The sequence below is a fragment of the Paenochrobactrum glaciei genome, assembly GCF_039522165.1.
Classification (GTDB): Bacteria; Pseudomonadota; Alphaproteobacteria; order Rhizobiales; family Rhizobiaceae; genus Paenochrobactrum; species Paenochrobactrum glaciei.
The window spans coordinates 393590-413847 of the sequence record NZ_BAAADE010000002.1 but is presented as its reverse complement, the minus strand read 5'-3'; the positions used below and the strand labels follow the sequence as shown (position 1 = coordinate 413847).

Here is a 20258-nt window from a genome sequence, read left to right as displayed (position 1 = left end):
TTCTTTCCTCTCAGCTGGTTAAGGGCTCCTGCCCTACCTAAGCTGCGTGTTGTATTTAGCCCGCTACGCCGTTTGAAATAACGACCCAGCGTTTGTCCTTCGAAATCGGCTTTGATTCCTGAATGGAAACAAGATCACCGGTTTTGAACTGGTTTGTTTCGTCATGCGCTTTGTATTTTTTCGACTGACGAATAATCTTCTGAAGCAGAGGGTGCGCAAAGCGACGCTCTACCCGTACGACTACTGTCTTGTCGTTCTTGTCGCTGACGACAACGCCCTGCAGAATGCGTTTAGGCATTATATAATTCCTTATGCCTTGCTTTCGGCCGCCTTCTGGCGGGCGATAGTCTTGATGCGTGCGATGTCGCGGCGAACCTGCTTCACACGCGCGGTTTTCTCAAGCTGACCGGTAGCTTTCTGAAAGCGCAGGTTAAACTGCTCTTTCTTCAAGCTGCCGAGCTCTTCTTTCAACTGGTCAGGGCTTTTGGCCCGAACATCTGCGGCTTTCATAGTTGCCTCTCTTATTCTGCGATACGCTGGATAAAGCGTGTCTTGATCGGCAACTTAGCTGCGCCGAGTCTGAGTGCTTCGCGTGCCACATCTTCTGGTACGCCGTCAAGCTCAAACATTATGCGACCTGGTGCCACACGGCAAGCCCAATAGTCAACAGAACCTTTACCTTTACCCATACGGACTTCGGTAGGTTTGCCGGTTACTGGCAGATCAGGGAAGATTCTGATCCATACACGGCCTGCACGTTTCATGTGTCGTGTGATCGCGCGGCGAGCCGCTTCGATCTGACGGGCGGTGACGCGTTCCGGCTCCAGGGCCTTCAGGCCGAAAGCACCGAAATTAAGATCCGTACCACCTTTCGAGGCGCCGTGGATACGGCCCTTGAACTGTTTACGGAACTTGGTGCGCTTAGGCTGCATCATTGTTCTCTACTCCAATTTTCTCGCTCGCGGCCCAGTATATCAGGCGTTTTCGCGGCGGCGGTTCGACTGGGAACCTTGATTGTCACCCTCGACCGCACGACGTTCTGAAGCCATTGGGTCATGCTCAAGGATCTCGCCCTTGAATACCCAAACCTTCACGCCACAGATACCATAAGCGGTCTGTGCTTCAGCCGTACCGTAATCGATATCAGCGCGCAGAGTGTGCAAAGGAACGCGACCTTCACGGTACCATTCCATACGAGCAATTTCTGCACCGCCCAAACGACCCGAGCAATTGATACGAATGCCTTCAGCTCCAAGACGCATTGCAGACTGAACTGCACGCTTCATGGCGCGACGGAATGCCACACGGCGTTCCAGCTGCTGAGCAATCGACTGAGCAACCAAAGTTGCATCAATTTCTGGCTTACGAACTTCGACGATATTCAGCGAAGCATCGGAATTGGTCATTTCGGAAAGCTTCTTACGGAGCTTTTCGATGTCTGCACCTTTTTTACCGATAATGATGCCCGGACGTGCAGAGTGAATGGTCACACGGCACTTCTTGTGAGGGCGTTCAATAACGATTTTAGAAATCGCTGCCTGCTTCAGTTCTTTCGTCAGGTATTCACGAATTTTTACATCTTCGTGAAGCAGCTTACCGTATTCGCCGGTATTCGCGTACCAACGCGAATCCCAGGTGCGGTTGATGCCGAGACGAAAACCGATCGGATTAATCTTCTGACCCATTATGCGGCCTCCACTTTTTCCGCTACTTCGCGGACAATAATGGTGAGATGCGAAAACGGCTTCTCAATACGGCTTGCACGACCGCGACCGCGAACGTGAAAACGCTTCATGACAATTGACTTGCCTACGAAAGCTTCAGAAACAATCAATGCATCTACATCGAGATCGTGATTGTTTTCTGCGTTAGCAATCGCTGACTGAAGAGTTTTCTTAACAGTGCCGGCGATACGCTTGCGGGAAAATTCCAGATCAGCAAGTGCCGCATTGACTTTCTTGCCGCGGATCATAGCCGCGACAAGATTAAGTTTCTGCGGGCTGACGCGAAGCGTACGGGCGACGGCTTGCGCCTCGTTATCCTTAAGCTGGCGGGGAGCCTTGGCCTTGCCCATCGTTACTTCCTCTTTGCCTTTTTGTCCGCACCGTGACCGTAATAGGTACGTGTAGGCGCGAATTCACCGAACTTATGTCCAACCATTTCTTCAGATACTGACACCGGAATATGTTTGTTTCCGTTGTACACACCGAAGGTCAGGCCTACGAACTGCGGCAGGATCGTGGAGCGGCGGCTCCAGATCTTGATAACTTCATTGCGACCGCCATCGCGTACCTTCTCAGCCTTCTTGAGAAGATAGCCGTCAATAAACGGTCCTTTCCAAACTGAACGAGCCACTTTAGACTACCTCTCTTATTTCTTACGCTGATGGCGTGAGCGCATGATGAACTTGTCAGTTGACTTGTTCGAACGCGTCTTCTTGCCTTTGGTTGGCTTACCCCAAGGGGTAACCGGATGACGACCACCAGATGTGCGGCCTTCACCACCACCGTGCGGGTGATCAACCGGGTTCATAGCAACACCGCGAACGCCAGGACGCTTACCGCGCCATACCGAACGACCGGCTTTACCGTCGTTGATATTGGCGTGATCCGGGTTGGATACAGCGCCAACAGTAGCGAAGCATGCACCTGGAACCAGACGCTGTTCACCTGAGTTCAGGCGCAGAATAGCCATGCCCTGGTCACGACCAACGAGCTGTGCGTATGTACCGGCTGAACGAGCAATCTGACCGCCCTTGCCTGGCTTCATTTCCACGTTGTGGATAATAGTACCAACTGGCATGGATGCCAAAGGCATTGCGTTACCTGGCTTAACGTCAGCGGACTGGCCGGCGATAACTTTATCGCCTACTGCCAAACGCTGCGGAGCCAGGATGTAGCTCAGTTCACCATCTTCATAGCGGATAAGCGCGATGAATGCGGTACGGTTTGGATCGTATTCCAGACGTTCAACCGTTGCTGACATGTCGTGTTTACGACGTTTGAAGTCAACGAAACGGTAGGTACGCTTGTGACCACCACCCTGAAAACGGACAGTAATACGACCTGTGTTGTTACGACCGCCCTTTTTGGACAAACCTTCGGTCAATGCTTTGACCGGCTTGCCTTTGTAGAGCTCTGAACGATCAACGATGACCAGCTGGCGCTGACCTGGCGTGATCGGATTAAAGTGCTTGAGTGCCATTGTCTTTACTCCACGGCCTCTCAGAGACCAGTCGAAACGTCGATGCTCTGGCCTTCAGCCAAAGTTACGATCGCTTTCTTGACATCGCTCTGGCGTCCAACAATGCCGCGGAACCGCTTGACCTTGCCTTTACGCACAGTGGTGTTAACTGCAGTTACTTTCACGCCAAACAGCGCTTCAACCGCAGCTTTGATTTCCGGCTTAGTCGCTTTACGCGCTACGTTGAAAACAACCTGGTTATATTCGGAAACCATGGTTGATTTTTCAGTGATCACCGGGCTGACGATGACGTCATAGTGGCGAAGATCTGTCATTTGAAACGCTCCTCAAGAGCTTCGACCGCCGCCTTGGAAAGCACGAGCTTGCCACGACGAAGGATGTCATAAACATTGATCCCCTGCACCGGCAAAACGTCGATGTTTGGGATATTCGAAGCAGCGCGCTTGAAGTTGACATCAATCTCTGCGCCGCCGATGAGCAGTGCATTTTCGAGGCCGAGCTTAGCAAACTGCGCAACCAACAACTTGGTTTTTGCTTCGTTTGCAGCCAGATCGTCAACGATGATCAGGTCTGATGCCTTCAACTTAGCGGAAAGGGCATGACGAAGACCAAGTGCACGCACTTTCTTCGGCAATTCGTGATCATGGCTGCGAACAACCGGACCATGAGCCTTACCACCACCACGGAATTGTGGAGCACGAGCGGAATGGTGACGGGCGCGGCCAGTACCTTTCTGCTTGTACATTTTTGCGCCGGTACGAGCGACTTCACCGCGTGTAAGCGTTGAATGGCCGCCCTGCTGGCGACGAGCCAGCTGCCAGCGTACAACACGCTGCAGGATGTCTTCACGGGGATCAAGACCGAAGATTTCTTCGTTCAGCTTGACCTTACCGGCATCCTTGCCTTCAAGAGTTGTAATCGTGAGATCCATTATTCGGCTCCCTCAGTCGCGACGGCATCCACCGCTGCATTATTCGCGCTTGAGCGCAGGGCAGCTGGTTTAGGAGCATTTTCAGGCAGCGATACTTTAACAGCATCACGTACCAAGATCCATGCACCCTTTGAACCTGGAACAGCACCGCGAACCAGAATAAGACCGCGGTCAGTATCAGTTGATACGACTTCGATATTCTGAGTGGTTACGCGGGTCTGACCCATGTGGCCAGCCATCTTCTTACCCTTAAACACTTTACCCGGATCTTGACGCTGACCGGTAGAACCGTGTGAGCGGTGAGAAACAGAGTTACCGTGTGTCGCACGTCCACCACCGAAGTTGTGACGTTTCATAACACCGGCAAAACCTTTACCGATCGTGGTTCCTGTTACGTCCACTTTCTGGCCCGCAACAAAATGTTCCGCCGTGATTTCGGCGCCGACATCCAAAAGGTTGTCAGGAGATACGCGGAATTCCGCAACTTTAGCTTTAGGCTCAACTTCAGCCTTCGCGAAATGTCCGCGCAGAGCTTTGGTTGTGTTCTTTACCTTGGCAAGTCCTACGCCAAGCTGAACAGCCGTATAGCCATTTTTTTCTTCAGTACGCTGAGCTACTACGTGGCAGCTCTCCATGCGGAGTACTGTCACCGGTACATGCTCGCCAGCGTCGTTATAGACGCGGGTCATGCCCAGCTTTTGTGCAATAACACCTGAACGCATCGGTTCGTTCCTTCCGTCCTCAAGCCTTACAGCTTGATCTCGACATCAACACCTGCGGACAGATCCAGCTTCATCAGCGCATCTACAGTCTGCGGGGTTGGGTCAACGATATCGAGAAGACGCTTGTGCGTGCGCATCTCGAACTGCTCGCGGCTCTTCTTATCGATATGCGGCGACCGGTTAACTGTGAACTTTTCGATCCGTGTTGGCAGAGGGATCGGTCCGCGCACATTGGCACCGGTACGCTTGGCAGTCGACACGATTTCGCGGGTCGAAGCGTCAAGGATCCGATGATCAAACGCCTTAAGGCGAATGCGGATGTTTTGACCGTTCATTTCGTCTTTTCCTTGTTACGAGGGACGTTCCATATATCAAGAAACGTCCCTGCACAATCAATATTATTCGATGATGGAAGCGACGACGCCGGCACCAACGGTACGGCCACCTTCGCGGATAGCAAAGCGGAGCTTTTCTTCCATAGCGATAGGTACGATCAGCGCAACATCAACAGAAACGTTGTCACCTGGCATAACCATTTCAACGCCTTCTGGCAAGGTTACAATACCGGTAACGTCAGTTGTACGGAAGTAGAACTGAGGACGGTAGTTGGTGAAGAACGGAGTATGACGGCCGCCTTCTTCCTTGGTCAGAATATAAGCTTCTGCCTTGAACTTGGTGTGTGGCTTAACGGAACCTGGCTTGCAGAGAACCTGACCACGTTCAACGTCTTCACGGCCTACACCACGAACCAGTGCACCGATGTTATCGCCAGCCTGGCCCTGATCGAGCAGCTTGCGGAACATTTCAACGCCGGTAACAGTTGTCTTGCCCGTAGCTTTGATACCAACAATTTCAACTTCTTCACCAACTTTAACGATACCGCGCTCTACACGACCGGTAACAACTGTACCACGACCGGAGATCGAGAATACGTCTTCGATTGGCATCAGGAACGGCTGGTCAACAGGACGTTCTGGAGTTGGGATGTAGCTGTCAACAGCAGCCATCAGTTCGCGAATTGCATCTTCACCGATGGTCTTGTCTGAATCTTCCAGAGCTGCAAGAGCCGAGCCCTTAACAACAGGAATATCGTCGCCTGGGAAGTCATATTTCGACAGAAGTTCACGAACTTCCATTTCTACGAGTTCGAGCAGTTCAGCATCGTCAACCTGGTCAACTTTGTTCAAGAAGACAACGATCGCAGGAACACCAACCTGACGAGCGAGCAGGATGTGCTCACGGGTCTGTGGCATTGGACCATCAGCAGCGTTAACAACGAGGATCGCGCCGTCCATCTGAGCAGCACCGGTGATCATGTTCTTAACATAGTCAGCGTGACCTGGGCAGTCGACGTGTGCGTAGTGACGGTTTTCGGTTTCATATTCAACGTGGGAAGTTGAAATGGTGATACCACGTGCTTTTTCTTCCGGTGCAGCATCGATCTGATCGTATGCGCGGAAGTCACCAAAGAATTTGGTGATAGCAGCTGTCAACGAGGTCTTACCATGGTCAACGTGACCGATGGTGCCGATGTTAACGTGTGGCTTATTACGTTCAAATTTACTTTTAGCCATCTGAGCTCTCCATTAGTTTAGCCTGCTCAGGCATTCTTGATTGACTTACGTAAAATGAATTACGCAAACTTTTTCTGGATTTCCTGTGCAACCGCAGCCGGTACAGGATCGTAGTGATCAAACTGCATCGTGTACTGTGCGCGGCCTTGTGACATCGAACGCAGGGAGTTCACATAACCAAACATGTTGGCAAGTGGAACCATTGCATTCACGACAGTGGAAATGCCGCGGGCTTCTGTGCCCGAGATCTGACCACGACGTGAATTCAGATCACCGATTACGTCACCGACATAATCTTCAGGAGTTACAACTTCAACCTTCATGATTGGCTCAAGAAGCTGAGCGCCTGCCTTCTGTGCACCTTCGCGGAATGCTGCGCGAGCAGCGATTTCAAAGGCCAGAACGGAGGAGTCAACGTCGTGATACGCACCGTCGATCAAAGTTGCTTTAACGCCGAGCATTGGGAAACCAGCAAGAGGACCCGCACCCATAACGCTTTCGATACCCTTTTGAACGCCAGGGATAAATTCCTTAGGAACTGCACCACCAACGATCTTGGAGTCAAAGATAAAGTCATCGCCATCATGTGGTTCGAAGACGATTTTAACGCGAGCGAACTGACCTGAACCACCAGACTGCTTCTTGTGGGTGTAGTCAATTTCTGCCTGACGGGTGATGGATTCACGGTAAGCAACCTGTGGAGCACCCACGTTTGCTTCTACCTTGAATTCACGCTTCATACGATCGACGAGAATGTCGAGGTGAAGTTCACCCATACCTGCGATGATGGTCTGACCTGATTCTTCGTCCGACTTAACGCGGAATGAAGGATCTTCAGCAGCCAGACGATTGAGTGCAATACCCATCTTTTCCTGGTCAGCTTTGGTCTTAGGTTCAATCGCAATTTCGATAACTGGATCTGGGAATTCCATACGTTCCAGAATAACAGGCTTCAGCGGATCGCAGAGCGTGTCACCGGTTGTGGTTTCTTTCAGACCAGCAAGCGCAACGATATCACCAGCAAATGCTTCTTCAACATCTTCACGGCTGTTCGAGTGCATCTGCAGCATACGGCCGATACGCTCGCGCTTACCCTTAACGGTGTTTTCCAAGGAAACACCCTTGGTCAGCTTACCGGAGTAAATACGGGCGAATGTCAGCGTACCAACGAACGGATCGTTCATGATCTTGAAAGCGAGCAAGGAAAGCGGCGCTTCGTCAGTGGATTCGCGTGTTGTTTCTTCTTCTGTCTTAACGTCGATACCTTTAATTGCAGGTACTTCGTTTGGAGCAGGAAGATAATCAACAACAGCATCGAGAACCGGCTGAATGCCCTTGTTCTTGAACGCGGTACTGCAAAGAACCGGATGGAAAGTTACGTCGATTGTACCCTTACGGATCAATGCGCGCAGCTCATCATTGGTTGGCATTTTGCCTTCCAGATAAGCTTCCATTGCAGCTTCATCAACTTCAACAGCAGTTTCGATCAGCTTTTCGCGGTATTCTTCAGCTTTCTCTACCAGATGAGCCGGAATATCACCAACCTGAGTCGGCGCACCAATGGTGCCATCCCAAGTCAAAGCCTTCATTTCGACGAGATCGACTACGCCTTCAAATTCGTTTTCCGCACCGATTGGCAGCTGGATAACGAGTGCAGTTGCACCAAGACGGGTCTTGATCATATCAACGCAACGGAAGAAGTCTGCGCCGATCTTGTCCATTTTGTTTACGAGAACCATGCGTGGTACATGGTACTTTTCAGCCTGACGCCATACGGTTTCAGTCTGCGGCTCTACACCGGCGTTAGCATCGAGAAGTGCAATTGCACCATCGAGTACACGCAGGGAACGCTCAACTTCAATGGTGAAGTCAACGTGACCCGGGGTGTCGATGATGTTGAAGCGACGCTTCTTGCCATCACGGCCCTGCCAGAAGGTTGTTGTAGCAGCAGAAGTAATCGTAATACCGCGTTCCTGCTCCTGCGCCATCCAGTCCATAGTGGCGGAACCGTCGTGGGTTTCACCAATCTTATGGTTTTTACCGGTGTAAAACAGGATACGTTCCGAAGTCGTGGTCTTACCGGCATCGATGTGAGCCATAATACCAAAGTTACGGTAGTCTTCGATTTTATATTCGCGGGACATGTTTTCTGCTCTTTGAATAGAGTTCGATGATTACCAACGGTAATGCGAGAAGGCGCGGTTTGCCTCTGCCATACGATGCGTGTCTTCACGCTTCTTAACAGCAGAACCACGGTTGTTAGCTGCATCAAGCAACTCACCCGACAAACGATCAACCATAGTGGTTTCGTTGCGGTTACGAGCAGCTGTGATCAACCAACGGATCGCCAGTGCCTGACGGCGGTCTGGTCGAACGTCAACCGGAACCTGATAGGTTGCACCACCAACGCGACGCGAACGCACTTCAACGTGCGGAGCTACGTTATCAAGCGCCTGATGAAACAGGGCGACAGGCTCCTGCTTGGCCTTCGCTTCGATCGCGGACAACGCGCCGTAAACGATACCTTCAGCAGTCGACTTCTTACCATGAAGCATTACTGCATTCATGAACTTGGTGATGACGAGATCTCCAAACTTTGGATCCGGATTGATCTCACGCTTCTCAGCTTTATGGCGTCTAGACATGTATTCTAGTCTTTCAATTACATCGGGCTCAACTCGCCATCATGGCGGCCGGTATCCCCGGAAAATTCTTATTTAGGACGCTTAGCACCATACAGCGAACGACGCTGTTTACGGTTTTTAACACCTTGTGTATCAAGCACACCACGGATGATGTGATAACGCACACCCGGCAAATCCTTTACGCGGCCGCCGCGGATCATGACCACGGAGTGCTCCTGAAGATTGTGGCCTTCACCCGGAATGTAGCCGATGACTTCAAAGCCATTGGTCAAACGGATTTTGGCAACCTTACGAAGAGCCGAGTTAGGCTTCTTAGGGGTTGTGGTGTAAACGCGGGTGCAAACGCCACGCTTCTGTGGATTTGCCTGCAAAGCAGGCACTTTATTACGCTTTACCGGCGCAGTGCGCGGCTTGCGGATCAACTGGTTTACGGTAGGCATAGCACCTTCCTCTTTCAAAAAACTCGTATCTCTGCCCAATTGGGCCGTTTCTACGTTATAAACATGCACAAATTCGGGTATAGCGTACCTAGCGGTATCCATCCCGAACAAAAGCAGAGGAAACTTTCGTTTCATGCGAACGGCAAGTTGCATTGCGTAAGTAAAACGAACCCTGTTTGAGATGAACTTCAGGGTGAGTCACCCCGAAAAAGCTAGTCTCACATCGGCTCAGATGGGCTGCTGATACGCGTTTAACGCTCCCGCGTCAAGGTCTGCCCCTTAACTTTCTTAAAACAGACACTTGGTTAAGGAAATTTTAACGATTTGGGCAGCGCAAAGCATGCCGAAATGCGGGGACCAGCAATTATTTCGCATCGTCAACGATGTTTTAACCGTTTAGGATGGCGGTCAGCCCTAACAAAAGCTATTCAACCACGACTGAGTCGAAAAGCAAACGAAATTTCAAGGATTCCCTAATGTCTTCCACAACTGAAACACCGAAAACCGATCTTCCGGTTCATCTCATCATCGCCGATGTCTGGAATGAAGGCAGTGATGAATCGATCGAAGTTCATCTCCTTCTCACCAACAAAGAAGATGAAAACCTCGTTGATCTGGCTCTGAGCATTCTGGCTGAAGAAGGCTATCATGAAGCCGAACTTCTTGAAGTTGGCACAATTGAAGATCAGCCGGATGAAGAACCGCACCGCAGTGCATGGGAAACTGCCCGTGGCGGTGAAGTTGCCCTCATCGAATTTGATGGTGACGATGAAGAGGAAGAAGAAGACGAAGAATAAGACTTGGCATTACAAACAAAAAAAGACCGCCCTCACCGGCGGTCTTTTTTTAATAGCTATCAAGATATGAAAAAAGCGGCCTGAAATTCAGGCCGCTTTTTCATTTCTTACTCGGCAGCGCCTTTGGTCATATCAACCAACATGGCATCTGCTGTTGCAGCACCGGAAGATTTCTTGCGCTCGTCAATGATCAGTTCATCACGGGCAGAAGCGATCCGGCGGATCTGGTTGGTCATGCCACCGGTACCTGCCGGGATCAGACGACCAACAATCACGTTTTCCTTCAGACCCTGCAATGTATCCATCTTACCGGCAACAGCAGCTTCGGTCAGAACGCGTGTTGTTTCCTGGAAGGAAGCAGCAGAGATGAACGAAGGTGTCTGCAACGAAGCCTTGGTAATACCCAACAGTACCGGAGTACCAACACCTGGCTTCTTGCCCTCTTCGATCAGACGATCGTTGATTTCATCGAGTTCGATGCGATCAACATGATCACCCGGGATGTAACCGCTATCGCCGGATTCGGTGATTTCAACTTTCTGCAACATCTGACGTACGATGACTTCAATGTGCTTATCGTTGATCAACACGCCCTGCAGACGGTAAACTTCCTGGATTTCATTAACCAGATAGGACGCCAGCGCTTCAACACCCTTAATAGCAAGAATGTCGTGTGGTGCCGGATTACCATCGAGAATATAATCACCCTTTTCGATCGCATCACCATCCTGGAGATGGAAAGGCTTACCCTTAGGGATCAAATATTCTGCTGGTTCAATCGTGCTGTCACTTGGCTCAATAACAATACGACGCTTGTTCTTGTAGTCGCGGCCGAAGCGGATTGTACCATCGATTTCAGCGATGATCGCATGATCCTTCGGACGACGTGCTTCGAACAATTCAGCAACGCGCGGCAGACCACCGGTAATATCCTTGGTCTTGGCACTTTCAAGCGGAAGACGCGCAATAACGTCACCGGCTTTAACCGTTGCGCCCGGCTCAATCGAAAGAATGGTTTCGACAGAGAGCTGGAAGCGGGCTTCGCCACCCTTTGAAAGCTTCGCGATCTTGCCGCTCTTGTCTTTAATGACAAGTGCCGGCTTCAGATCTGCACCGCGTGGTGTTGAACGCCAGTCGATAACAACGCGCTTGGTGATACCGGTTGATTCATCGGTGGTTTCCTGAACCGAAAGACCATCAACGAGGTCTTCAAACTCAGCAATACCTTCAACTTCGGTAACGATCGGACGGGTATATGGATCCCATTCCGCAATACGCTGACCGCGACGGACTGCATCACCCTCATCCACGAACAGACGTGAACCGTAGGTAACACGATGGCTTGCACGTTCTTTGCCACCGGCATCCATGATGACAACAGCCATGTTACGGCCCATGACAACCAGCTGGCCGTCAGAGTTACGTACCACGTTGCGGTTACGCAATGTGACTGTGCCTTCATAAGAGGCTTCAAGGTAAGAACTATCAACAACCTGCGCTGTACCGCCCAAGTGGAACGTACGCATGGTCAGCTGTGTACCAGGCTCACCAATGGACTGCGCAGCGATAACACCAACTGCTTCACCCTGGTTAACCGGAGTACCGCGTGCAAGGTCACGACCATAGCACTTGGCACACACGCCGTTACGTGTCTGACAGGTCAGAGCCGAACGGATGCGGATGGACTGAATACCAGCTTTTTCGATCAGATCGACATGCTGCTCTTCAATCATCTCACCGGCTTCAACGATCACTTCAGCTGTCAGCGGATGCAGGATTGCATCGAGAGCTGTACGGCCGAGAACGCGCTGACCAATGGAGGCAACAATCTGACCGGCATCGACGATAGGCTGCATGGTCAGACCAATATCAGCACCACAATCAACTTCGGAGATGATCGCATCCTGCGCCACGTCAACAAGACGACGTGTCAGGTAACCGGAGTTCGCAGTCTTCAACGCTGTATCGGCAAGACCCTTACGGGCACCGTGTGTGGAGTTGAAGTATTCGTTAACGGTCAGACCTTCTTTAAAGTTCGAGATAATCGGTGTTTCGATAATCTCACCTGAAGGCTTGGCCATCAGACCACGCATACCGCCAAGCTGACGCATCTGGTTGACCGATCCACGCGCACCGGAATGCGACATCATGTAGATCGAGTTCATCTGCTTCTGACGACCGGTTACCGGATCAAATTCAACGGCCTTAATACGAGCCATCATTTCTTCGGTAATCTTGTCGGTGGCTTTACCCCAAGCATCAACAACCTTGTTGTACTTTTCGCCCTGAGTGATCAGACCGTCATTGTACTGCTGTTCATATTCGGTGGCCAAAGCTTCGGTGTCGGCAACGATCTTCGCCTTGGTATCAGGAATGACCATGTCATCCTTACCAAACGAAATACCGGCGCGGCACGCATGTGCAAAACCAAGCTGCATCACGCGGTCACAGAAGATCACTGTCTCTTTCTGACCGCAATGACGGTAAACCATATCGATCATCTTGGAGATGTTCTTCTTGGTCATCTCCTGATTGCAAATGTCGAAAGGAACATTGACGTTCTTCGGCAGCAATTCACCCAAAATCAGACGACCAGGAGTGGTGTCATAAATCTTGGAAACCGGATTACCATCAGCATCAACGGTCTTGTAACGACCTTTGATCTTGGTGTGCAGTGTAATAACCTTGCTTTCCAGCGCATGATGCAATTCGCCCATATCGGCGAACACCATACCCTGACCAGGTTCGTTTTCTGCAACAATCGACAGATAGTAAAGACCGAGAACCATATCCTGCGAAGGAACAATAATCGGCAGACCGTTTGCAGGATGCAGAATATTGTTGGTCGACATCATCAGAACGCGTGCTTCAAGCTGTGCTTCCAAAGACAGCGGCACGTGAACAGCCATCTGGTCACCGTCAAAGTCCGCGTTAAACGCAGTACATACGAGCGGGTGCAGCTGAATTGCCTTACCTTCAATCAGGGTTGGTTCGAATGCCTGAATACCAAGACGGTGCAGCGTAGGCGCACGGTTCAGAAGAACCGGATGCTCACGGATCACTTCGTCAAGAATATCCCAAACTTCCGGACGTTCTTTTTCAACCAGCTTCTTGGCCTGTTTAACAGTTGAAGAGAAGCCTTTGGCGTCAAGACGTGCGTAGATAAACGGCTTGAAAAGTTCCAAAGCCATTTTCTTCGGCAGGCCGCACTGGTGCAATTTCAGCTCAGGACCGGTCACGATAACCGAACGACCGGAATAGTCGACGCGCTTACCGAGCAAGTTCTGACGGAAACGACCCTGCTTACCCTTAAGCATGTCTGAAAGGGACTTCAGCGGACGCTTGTTCGCACCGGTGATGACGCGGCCACGACGACCATTATCAAACAGCGCATCAACAGCTTCCTGAAGCATACGCTTTTCGTTGCGAATAATGATGCCAGGCGCACGCAACTCGATCAAACGCTTCAAGCGGTTGTTACGGTTGATCACGCGGCGGTAAAGATCGTTCAGATCGGAAGTCGCAAAACGACCGCCATCCAGTGGCACCAACGGACGCAGATCCGGTGGGATAACCGGAACGGTCTTCATGATCATCCACTCAGGACGGTTGCCCGATTCCATGAAGTTTTCAACGATCTTCAGGCGACGCATCAGCTTCTTAGTTTTAAGTTCTGATGTGGTTTCAGCCAGTTCAACGCGCAGATCGGCAGCAATTTTTGCCAGATCCATAGCGGCCAGCATTTCATAGATTGCTTCTGCACCAATAAGCGCCGTGAACTGATCTTCGCCGAATTCGTCAACCGCGATCATGTATTCTTCTTCTGAAAGCAGCTGATGCTCTTTCAGGGAAGTCAGACCTGGTTCGGTAACGATGTAGTTTTCAAAATAGAGAACGCGCTCAATATCCTTGAGCGTCATATCCATCAGTGTACCGATGCGGCTTGGCAGGGATTTCAGGAACCAGATATGCGCAACCGGAGCAGCGAGTTCAATATGACCCATGCGCTCACGACGTACGCGCGATAATGTGACTTCAACGCCGCATTTTTCGCAGATGATGCCTTTGTATTTCATACGCTTGTACTTACCGCACAAGCATTCGTAATCCTTGATCGGGCCAAAGATGCGCGCACAGAAAAGACCATCGCGTTCAGGTTTGAACGTACGATAGTTGATCGTCTCCGGCTTTTTGATCTCGCCGTATGACCAGGACAGAATCTTCTCAGGGCTGGCGATCGAGATTCTGATGGAATCGAACGTCTGCGCCGGAGCCTGAGGATTGAAAAGATTCATGACCTCTTGGTTCATGCCGTTCTCCTTGAGGGCGATCCGCCGCCCTTTGTGTCGTCAGCGATAGAGGAGGATACCTTATCACCGTAAATAGAATTCGCTGTTACTGCCGTTTAAACTGACAATACGGGCGCACTATGGAAAACCATAGCGCGCCTGTAAAATTTATTCGGCTGCGTCCGGCAGCTGTGGCTGAGCGTCACGCGTGTCATCGAGCTGTACGTTGAGACCCAGTGAGCGCATTTCCTTGACGAGAACGTTAAAGCTCTCAGGAATACCAGCTTCAAATGTGTCATCACCACGTACGATAGCTTCATAGACCTTGGTACGGCCGGCCACGTCGTCAGACTTAACTGTGAGCATTTCCTGCAAGGTATATGCTGCACCGTAAGCTTCCAGAGCCCAGACTTCCATTTCACCGAAGCGCTGACCACCGAACTGTGCTTTACCACCCAGCGGCTGCTGTGTGACGAGCGAGTAAGGTCCGATCGAACGAGCATGGATCTTGTCGTCAACCAAGTGATGGAGCTTCAACATATAGATGTAGCCCATGGTCACCTGACGATCGAACGGCTCACCGGTACGACCATCATAAAGAGTTGACTGACCCGATGTTGCCAAGCCTGCATCTGTCAGCATCGCATTGATATCGGCTTCCACAGCACCGTCAAAAACAGGTGTGGCAATCGATACGCCGCGCTTAACCTGATTTGCCAGTGTCAGAACCGACTCATCATCATAGTTGCGGACAGGTTCGTTGCGGTCATTGTCCGGATAGATATTTTCCAGAGTATCGCGCAGCGGCTGAATATTTGCAGTCTTCTTATAGGCGTCGATCAGTTCCCCGATCTTACGACCCATACCGGCACAAGCCCAGCCCAGATGCGTTTCCAGAATCTGACCCACGTTCATACGGGACGGCACACCCAACGGGTTAAGCACGATATCCGCATGTGTACCATCTTCCAGGAACGGCATGTCTTCAACAGGCAGAATGCGGGAAACCACACCCTTGTTACCGTGACGACCGGCCATCTTATCACCTGGCTGGATCTTGCGCTTAACAGCAACAAAGACCTTGACCATCTTCATCACGCCAGGGGCCATTTCGTCGCCGCGCTGAACCTTTTCAACCTTATCCATGAAGCGTGCTTCAAGCATCTTCTTGGATTCGTCGTACTGGTTGCGAAGCGCTTCAATTTCACCCTGAAGCTTTTCGTCTTCAACAGCAAACTGCCACCATTGTGAACGCGGATATTCCGAAATCACATCACGGGTCAGTGCGCCGCCTTTTTTGAAGCCCTTAGGACCTGCAATCGCGACTTTACCTTCCAGTGTATCTACCAGACGGCCATAGGTATTGCGGTCGAGAATGGCCTGTTCGTCATCGCGGTCTTTTGCAAGACGTTCGATTTCTTCACGTTCAATAGCCATTGCACGTTCGTCTTTTTCAATGCCGTGGCGATTGAAAACGCGAACTTCAACGATTGTACCGTATGTTCCCGGAGGCATACGCATGGAGGTGTCACGGACGTCAGAAGCCTTTTCACCAAAGATGGCACGTAGAAGCTTTTCTTCCGGTGTCATCGGGCTTTCGCCCTTTGGTGTGATCTTACCGACCAGAATGTCGCCCGGATTCACTTCGGCACCGATATAAACAATACCGGCTTCGTCGAGATTCTTCAGCGCTTCTTCCGAAACGTTAGGAATATCACGGGTGATTTCTTCAGGTCCGAGCTTGGTATCACGAGCCGCTACTTCAAATTCTTCTATATGGATCGAAGTGAAGACGTCATCGGAAACAATCTTTTCAGACAGCAGGATGGAGTCTTCGTAGTTGTAGCCGTTCCAAGGCATAAACGCGACCAGCACGTTACGGCCGAGCGCCAGATCACCCAGATCGGTCGAAGGACCGTCAGCGATGATGTCACCCTTACCGATACGATCACCTACACGCACCAGTGGACGCTGGTTAATACAGGTGTTCTGGTTGGAGCGCTGGAACTTCATCAGGCGATAGATATCAACACCGGACTTGGACGGATCCAGATCTTCGGTTGCACGGATAACGATACGGGTCGCATCCACCTGATCAACAATACCACCACGACGTGCAGCAATAGCAGCACCGGAGTCGCGCGCTACAATCGGTTCCATACCAGTACCGACGAACGGAGCTTCCGCACGTACCAGAGGCACGGCCTGACGCTGCATGTTCGAACCCATCAATGCGCGGTTCGCGTCATCGTTTTCAAGGAACGGAATAAGCGCTGCAGCAACAGATACCAACTGCTTAGGCGAAACGTCCATCAGATCCACGTTTTCACGCGGCATCATCATCACTTCGCCGGCATGGCGGCAGACAACGAATTCATCAACAAAGTGACCGTTATCGTCGATAATGGCGTTTGCCTGTGCAACTGAGTGCTTGGCTTCTTCCATTGCAGACAGATAAACCACATCATTGGTGACTTTGCCGTCAACGATCTTACGATACGGGCTTTCAATGAAGCCGTATTTGTTGACGCGGGCAAAGGTTGCCAAAGAGTTGATCAGACCGATATTCGGACCTTCCGGTGTTTCAATCGGGCAGATACGGCCATAGTGTGTCGGATGAACGTCACGAACTTCAAAGCCGGCACGCTCACGGGTCAGACCGCCGGGTCCGAGAGCCGAAAGACGACGCTTATGGGTAATTTCAGACAATGGGTTAGTCTGATCCATAAACTGTGAAAGCTGGGAAGAACCGAAGAACTCACGCACAGCTGCAGCAGCAGGCTTCGCGTTGATGAGATCCTGCGGCATGACAGTATCGATTTCGATCGACGACATACGCTCTTTGATTGCGCGTTCCATACGCAGCAAACCAACGCGATACTGATTTTCCATCAATTCGCCGACTGAACGCACACGACGGTTGCCGAGGTTGTCAATATCGTCGATTTCACCGCGACCATCGCGCAGTTCAACCAGCATTTTAACAACAGCAACGATGTCTTCTTTGCGCAGTACACGGACTGTGTCTTCAGCATCAACATCAAGACGCATGTTCATCTTCACGCGGCCAACTGCGGAGAGATCATAACGCTCTGCATCAAAGAACAGCGAATGGAACATGGCTTCCGCAGAATCCATGGTCGGCGGCTCACCAGGGCGCATGACACGGTAGATGTCAAACAGCGCATCCTGACGGCTTTCATTCTTGTCAGCAGCCAGTGTATTGCGGATATAGGCACCAATGTTCACATGGTCGATATCCAGCGTGTTGATTTCATCAACGCCGGTTTCGATCAGAACCTTGAGTGTCTTTTCGTCAAGTTCATCACCGGCTTCAAGGAAGATTTCACCGGTTTCGTAATTGACGATATCTTCAGCCAAATATGAGCCGAACAGATCATCTTCGGTGACCTTGATAGCCTTGAGGCCCTTCTCAGCCAGCTGACGCGCAGCACGAGCTGTGAGCTTCTTGCCGGATTCGAGAACAACTTCACCGGTATCAGCATCAACCAGGTCAGAAATAACTTTCATGCCTTTGAAGCGCTCTGCCGAATAAGGCATGCGCCAGTCATCACCGTCACGTGTATAGGTGACAGTGTTGTAGAAGGTTGAAAGAATTTCTTCTCCATCCATGCCAAGCGCCATCAGCAAGCTGGTAACAGGCAGCTTACGGCGACGGTCGATACGCGCAAAAACCACGTCCTTGGCGTCGAATTCAATATCGAGCCACGAACCGCGGTAAGGAATGACGCGGGATGCAAAAAGCAGTTTACCGGATGAGTGTGTCTTACCCTTGTCGTGATCGAAGAATACACCAGGTGAACGGTGCATCTGAGACACGATAACACGCTCAGTACCATTAACGATAAAGGTGCCGTTGTCTGTCATGAGCGGCATATCGCCCATGTAAACATCCTGCTCTTTAATATCCTTAATGGATTTCGCGCCGGTATCTTCGTCAATATCGAATACGATCAGACGCAAAGTCACTTTTAATGGCGCGGAATAGGTCAGATCACGCTGACGGCATTCGTCAACGTCAAATTTCGGCGCCTCAAACTCGTAGGAAACGAATTCAAGCATCGATGCGCCAGAAAAGTCCTGTATCGGAAAAACAGACTTGAAAACGGCCTGCAAACCTTCGTCAAGACGCCCGCCTGCTGGTTCCTCAACCATAAGGAACTGGTCGTAAGATGCTTTTTGAACCTCAATCAGGTTCGGCATCTCGGCGACCTCAGGGATCTTACCGAAAAACTTGCGTACGCGCTTGCGACCATTGAAAGAATGGGTCTGAGCCATCGTCGCTCCTCGTTCTATAGCCTTGCGGCCTTGCTCACGCCTTGCGGCCTTTATTACTCGCCGCCTGACGGCGGTCACCTGAACGGGACAAAACCCGTTTCCTGACCACGTTGAGTGTAGTCAGGAAAAGGGTTCGGCACCAACTAGTCTGCATTAATCTACTGATAATGCAGAGAACCGGCAGATGCAAGAGCATCTGCCGGACGCAGGAACTTACTTAAGTTCGATCTTTGCGCCAGCTGCTTCGAGCTGTGCTTTGATTTTTTCTGCTTCGTCTTTAGCTGCACCTTCTTTAACAGGCTTAGGTGCACCTTCAACGAGGTCTTTAGCTTCTTTCAGACCCAGACCGGTGATTGCGCGAACTTCCTTGATCACGTTGATCTTGGATGCGCCACCATCGACGAGGATTACGTCGAATTCGGTCTTTTCTTCAGCAGCAGCACCACCGGCAGCAGCGCCACCAGCAGCAGCAACAGCAACTGGAGCAGCAGCGGAAACGCCCCACTTTTCTTCCAGAAGCTTGGACAGTTCTGCAGCTTCGAGAACGGTCAGTGCTGAGAGGTCTTCAACGATCTTTGCGAGATCAGCCATTTTAGTATTCCTTAGTTTAAAGGTTTGAACAATTGACAGCGAGAAACGGCCTTAAGCCGCCTCGTTCTTCCGGGCGTGCGCGCCAATAACGCGGGCGATTTGGCCTGCTGGTGCGCTTGTAAGTACTGCAAGACGCTGTGCTGGTGTCTGGATCATACCAACCAACTTTGCGCGCAGTTCGTCGAGTGACGGCAAGGAAGCAAGTGACTTAATGCCTTCAGCATCAAGATTGGTTGCGCCCATTGCACCACCAAGGATAACGAGCTTGTCGTTAGCTTTGGCGAACTCAACTGCTACTTTAGGAGCGCTGATAGGATCTGCTGCATAAGCAATTACAGTCTGACCTGTGAAAAGCTCTGCGATACCTTCAGCTTCCGTGCCCTGAAGAGCGATTTTGGCAAGGCGGTTTTTCGCGACTTTAACGGAACCACCAGCTTCGCGCATTTTCGAGCGAAGATCGCTCATCTGCGAAACAGTGAGACCGGTATAGTGAGCCACGACGACAGAACCAGACTCACTAAAAGTGCTGTTCAGCCATGTGACAAATTCGCGTTTTTCCGCTCTATCCACGGTGTCTCTCCAGTAGACAATTACATAAAAATGCAATTGCCGGTTTGCCTTTGTTGAAATGAAACATTCCAACGCTTGGTCTCCTGTCCCTTTTATAAGCGGCATACACCGGCATTATAAAAGCAACTACGGTTCAAACCTTGAATTGCGACTAGCGCTAAACCTGGTTATTCCACGTCTCATGCAGGCTAAATTT

At 50.9% G+C, this 20258-nt stretch carries 20 protein-coding genes; 1 reads left to right on the top strand and 19 read right to left on the bottom strand.

What is annotated here, in order from left to right; genetic code table 11:
• Positions 1-55: 55 nt before the first annotated feature.
• The 15 genes from rpsQ to rpsL form a co-directional block, all read right to left on the bottom strand.
• Positions 56-298 (bottom strand): 30S ribosomal protein S17, encoded by a 243-nt coding sequence (rpsQ, locus tag ABDZ76_RS08335; RefSeq protein ID WP_184218679.1) that lies wholly within the window; start codon positions 296-298, stop codon positions 56-58.
• 11 nt (positions 299-309) lie between these two features.
• Positions 310-510: a 50S ribosomal protein L29 gene (gene rpmC, locus ABDZ76_RS08330; RefSeq protein WP_184218682.1), complete on the bottom strand. Its 201-nt coding sequence runs from the start codon at positions 508-510 to the stop codon at positions 310-312.
• Positions 511-521: 11 nt separating this feature from the next.
• Positions 522-935, bottom strand: a complete 414-nt coding sequence (rplP, locus tag ABDZ76_RS08325) for a 50S ribosomal protein L16 (RefSeq protein ID WP_343804257.1) — start codon at positions 933-935, stop codon at positions 522-524.
• A 39-nt stretch (positions 936-974) separates the two neighbouring features.
• Positions 975-1685, bottom strand: coding sequence for a 30S ribosomal protein S3 (gene rpsC / locus ABDZ76_RS08320; RefSeq protein WP_184218688.1), 711 nt, complete (start codon positions 1683-1685; stop codon positions 975-977).
• Positions 1685-2074: a 50S ribosomal protein L22 gene (gene rplV / locus ABDZ76_RS08315; protein WP_184218691.1), complete on the bottom strand. Its 390-nt coding sequence runs from the start codon at positions 2072-2074 to the stop codon at positions 1685-1687. The genes rpsC and rplV overlap by 1 nt, the downstream gene beginning before the upstream one ends.
• A 2-nt stretch (positions 2075-2076) precedes the next feature.
• On the bottom strand, positions 2077-2355 hold the full coding sequence (gene rpsS, locus ABDZ76_RS08310) for a 30S ribosomal protein S19 (RefSeq protein ID WP_184218694.1): 279 nt from the start codon (positions 2353-2355) through the stop codon (positions 2077-2079).
• A 15-nt stretch (positions 2356-2370) separates the two neighbouring features.
• Positions 2371-3204, bottom strand: a complete 834-nt coding sequence (rplB, locus tag ABDZ76_RS08305) for a 50S ribosomal protein L2 (protein ID WP_184218697.1) — start codon at positions 3202-3204, stop codon at positions 2371-2373.
• Positions 3205-3224: 20 nt separating this feature from the next.
• Complete coding sequence (locus ABDZ76_RS08300; protein ID WP_184218700.1) at positions 3225-3518, bottom strand: 50S ribosomal protein L23; 294 nt, start codon at positions 3516-3518, stop codon at positions 3225-3227.
• Complete coding sequence (rplD, locus tag ABDZ76_RS08295; protein ID WP_343804245.1) at positions 3515-4135, bottom strand: 50S ribosomal protein L4; 621 nt, start codon at positions 4133-4135, stop codon at positions 3515-3517. Before rplD ends, ABDZ76_RS08300 begins: the two co-directional genes overlap by 4 nt.
• A complete protein-coding gene (gene rplC / locus ABDZ76_RS08290) occupies positions 4135-4857 on the bottom strand; it encodes a 50S ribosomal protein L3 (RefSeq protein ID WP_343804242.1) in 723 nt (240 codons plus the stop codon). The genes rplD and rplC overlap by 1 nt, the downstream gene beginning before the upstream one ends.
• 26 nt (positions 4858-4883) lie before the next feature.
• Entirely contained in the window at positions 4884-5192 is a 309-nt protein-coding gene (gene rpsJ, locus ABDZ76_RS08285) for a 30S ribosomal protein S10 (protein ID WP_002964363.1), read from the bottom strand.
• A 63-nt stretch (positions 5193-5255) separates the two neighbouring features.
• Positions 5256-6431 carry an elongation factor Tu gene (gene tuf, locus ABDZ76_RS08280; RefSeq protein WP_343804205.1) on the bottom strand — a complete coding sequence of 392 codons (1176 nt, stop codon included), beginning with the start codon at positions 6429-6431 and terminating at the stop codon, positions 5256-5258.
• A gap of 59 nt (positions 6432-6490) precedes the next feature.
• Complete coding sequence (gene fusA / locus ABDZ76_RS08275) at positions 6491-8575, bottom strand: elongation factor G (protein ID WP_184218712.1); 2085 nt, start codon at positions 8573-8575, stop codon at positions 6491-6493.
• A gap of 30 nt (positions 8576-8605) precedes the next feature.
• Complete coding sequence (gene rpsG, locus ABDZ76_RS08270; protein WP_343804235.1) at positions 8606-9076, bottom strand: 30S ribosomal protein S7; 471 nt, start codon at positions 9074-9076, stop codon at positions 8606-8608.
• A gap of 68 nt (positions 9077-9144) precedes the next feature.
• Entirely contained in the window at positions 9145-9516 is a 372-nt protein-coding gene (gene rpsL, locus ABDZ76_RS08265; RefSeq protein WP_184218718.1) for a 30S ribosomal protein S12, read from the bottom strand.
• 476 nt (positions 9517-9992) lie between these two features.
• Here rpsL and ABDZ76_RS08260 point away from each other — a divergent pair, with 476 nt between their 5' ends.
• Positions 9993-10313, top strand: coding sequence for a hypothetical protein (locus tag ABDZ76_RS08260; RefSeq protein WP_343804231.1), 321 nt, complete (start codon positions 9993-9995; stop codon positions 10311-10313).
• A 107-nt stretch (positions 10314-10420) separates the two neighbouring features.
• Here the strand turns inward: ABDZ76_RS08260 and rpoC are convergent, their stop codons facing one another.
• The 4 genes from rpoC to rplJ form a co-directional block, all read right to left on the bottom strand.
• Entirely contained in the window at positions 10421-14623 is a 4203-nt protein-coding gene (rpoC, locus tag ABDZ76_RS08255; protein ID WP_343804228.1) for a DNA-directed RNA polymerase subunit beta', read from the bottom strand.
• 147 nt (positions 14624-14770) lie between these two features.
• Positions 14771-18901 (bottom strand): DNA-directed RNA polymerase subunit beta, encoded by a 4131-nt coding sequence (rpoB, locus tag ABDZ76_RS08250; protein WP_343804225.1) that lies wholly within the window; start codon positions 18899-18901, stop codon positions 14771-14773.
• A gap of 213 nt (positions 18902-19114) precedes the next feature.
• A complete protein-coding gene (gene rplL / locus ABDZ76_RS08245; RefSeq protein ID WP_343804222.1) occupies positions 19115-19492 on the bottom strand; it encodes a 50S ribosomal protein L7/L12 in 378 nt (125 codons plus the stop codon).
• 51 nt (positions 19493-19543) lie between these two features.
• A complete protein-coding gene (rplJ, locus tag ABDZ76_RS08240) occupies positions 19544-20062 on the bottom strand; it encodes a 50S ribosomal protein L10 (protein WP_343804219.1) in 519 nt (172 codons plus the stop codon).
• Between the last annotated feature and the right edge of the window lie 196 nt (positions 20063-20258).

Coding starts and splice junctions, on each gene's coding strand:
- rpsQ (WP_184218679.1), bottom strand. CDS start 298: ATGCCTAAACGCATTCTGCAGGGCGTTGTCGTCAGCGACAAGAACGAC.
- rpmC (WP_184218682.1), bottom strand. CDS start 510: ATGAAAGCCGCAGATGTTCGGGCCAAAAGCCCTGACCAGTTGAAAGAA.
- rplP (WP_343804257.1), bottom strand. CDS start 935: ATGATGCAGCCTAAGCGCACCAAGTTCCGTAAACAGTTCAAGGGCCGT.
- rpsC (WP_184218688.1), bottom strand. CDS start 1,685: ATGGGTCAGAAGATTAATCCGATCGGTTTTCGTCTCGGCATCAACCGC.
- rplV (WP_184218691.1), bottom strand. CDS start 2,074: ATGGGCAAGGCCAAGGCTCCCCGCCAGCTTAAGGATAACGAGGCGCAA.
- rplB (WP_184218697.1), bottom strand. CDS start 3,204: ATGGCACTCAAGCACTTTAATCCGATCACGCCAGGTCAGCGCCAGCTG.
- ABDZ76_RS08300 (WP_184218700.1), bottom strand. CDS start 3,518: ATGACAGATCTTCGCCACTATGACGTCATCGTCAGCCCGGTGATCACT.
- rplD (WP_343804245.1), bottom strand. CDS start 4,135: ATGGATCTCACGATTACAACTCTTGAAGGCAAGGATGCCGGTAAGGTC.
- rplC (WP_343804242.1), bottom strand. CDS start 4,857: ATGCGTTCAGGTGTTATTGCACAAAAGCTGGGCATGACCCGCGTCTAT.
- rpsJ (WP_002964363.1), bottom strand. CDS start 5,192: ATGAACGGTCAAAACATCCGCATTCGCCTTAAGGCGTTTGATCATCGG.
- tuf (WP_343804205.1), bottom strand. CDS start 6,431: ATGGCTAAAAGTAAATTTGAACGTAATAAGCCACACGTTAACATCGGC.
- fusA (WP_184218712.1), bottom strand. CDS start 8,575: ATGTCCCGCGAATATAAAATCGAAGACTACCGTAACTTTGGTATTATG.
- rpsG (WP_343804235.1), bottom strand. CDS start 9,076: ATGTCTAGACGCCATAAAGCTGAGAAGCGTGAGATCAATCCGGATCCA.
- rpsL (WP_184218718.1), bottom strand. CDS start 9,516: ATGCCTACCGTAAACCAGTTGATCCGCAAGCCGCGCACTGCGCCGGTA.
- ABDZ76_RS08260 (WP_343804231.1), top strand. CDS start 9,993: ATGTCTTCCACAACTGAAACACCGAAAACCGATCTTCCGGTTCATCTC.
- rpoC (WP_343804228.1), bottom strand. CDS start 14,623: ATGAACCAAGAGGTCATGAATCTTTTCAATCCTCAGGCTCCGGCGCAG.
- rpoB (WP_343804225.1), bottom strand. CDS start 18,901: ATGGCTCAGACCCATTCTTTCAATGGTCGCAAGCGCGTACGCAAGTTT.
- rplL (WP_343804222.1), bottom strand. CDS start 19,492: ATGGCTGATCTCGCAAAGATCGTTGAAGACCTCTCAGCACTGACCGTT.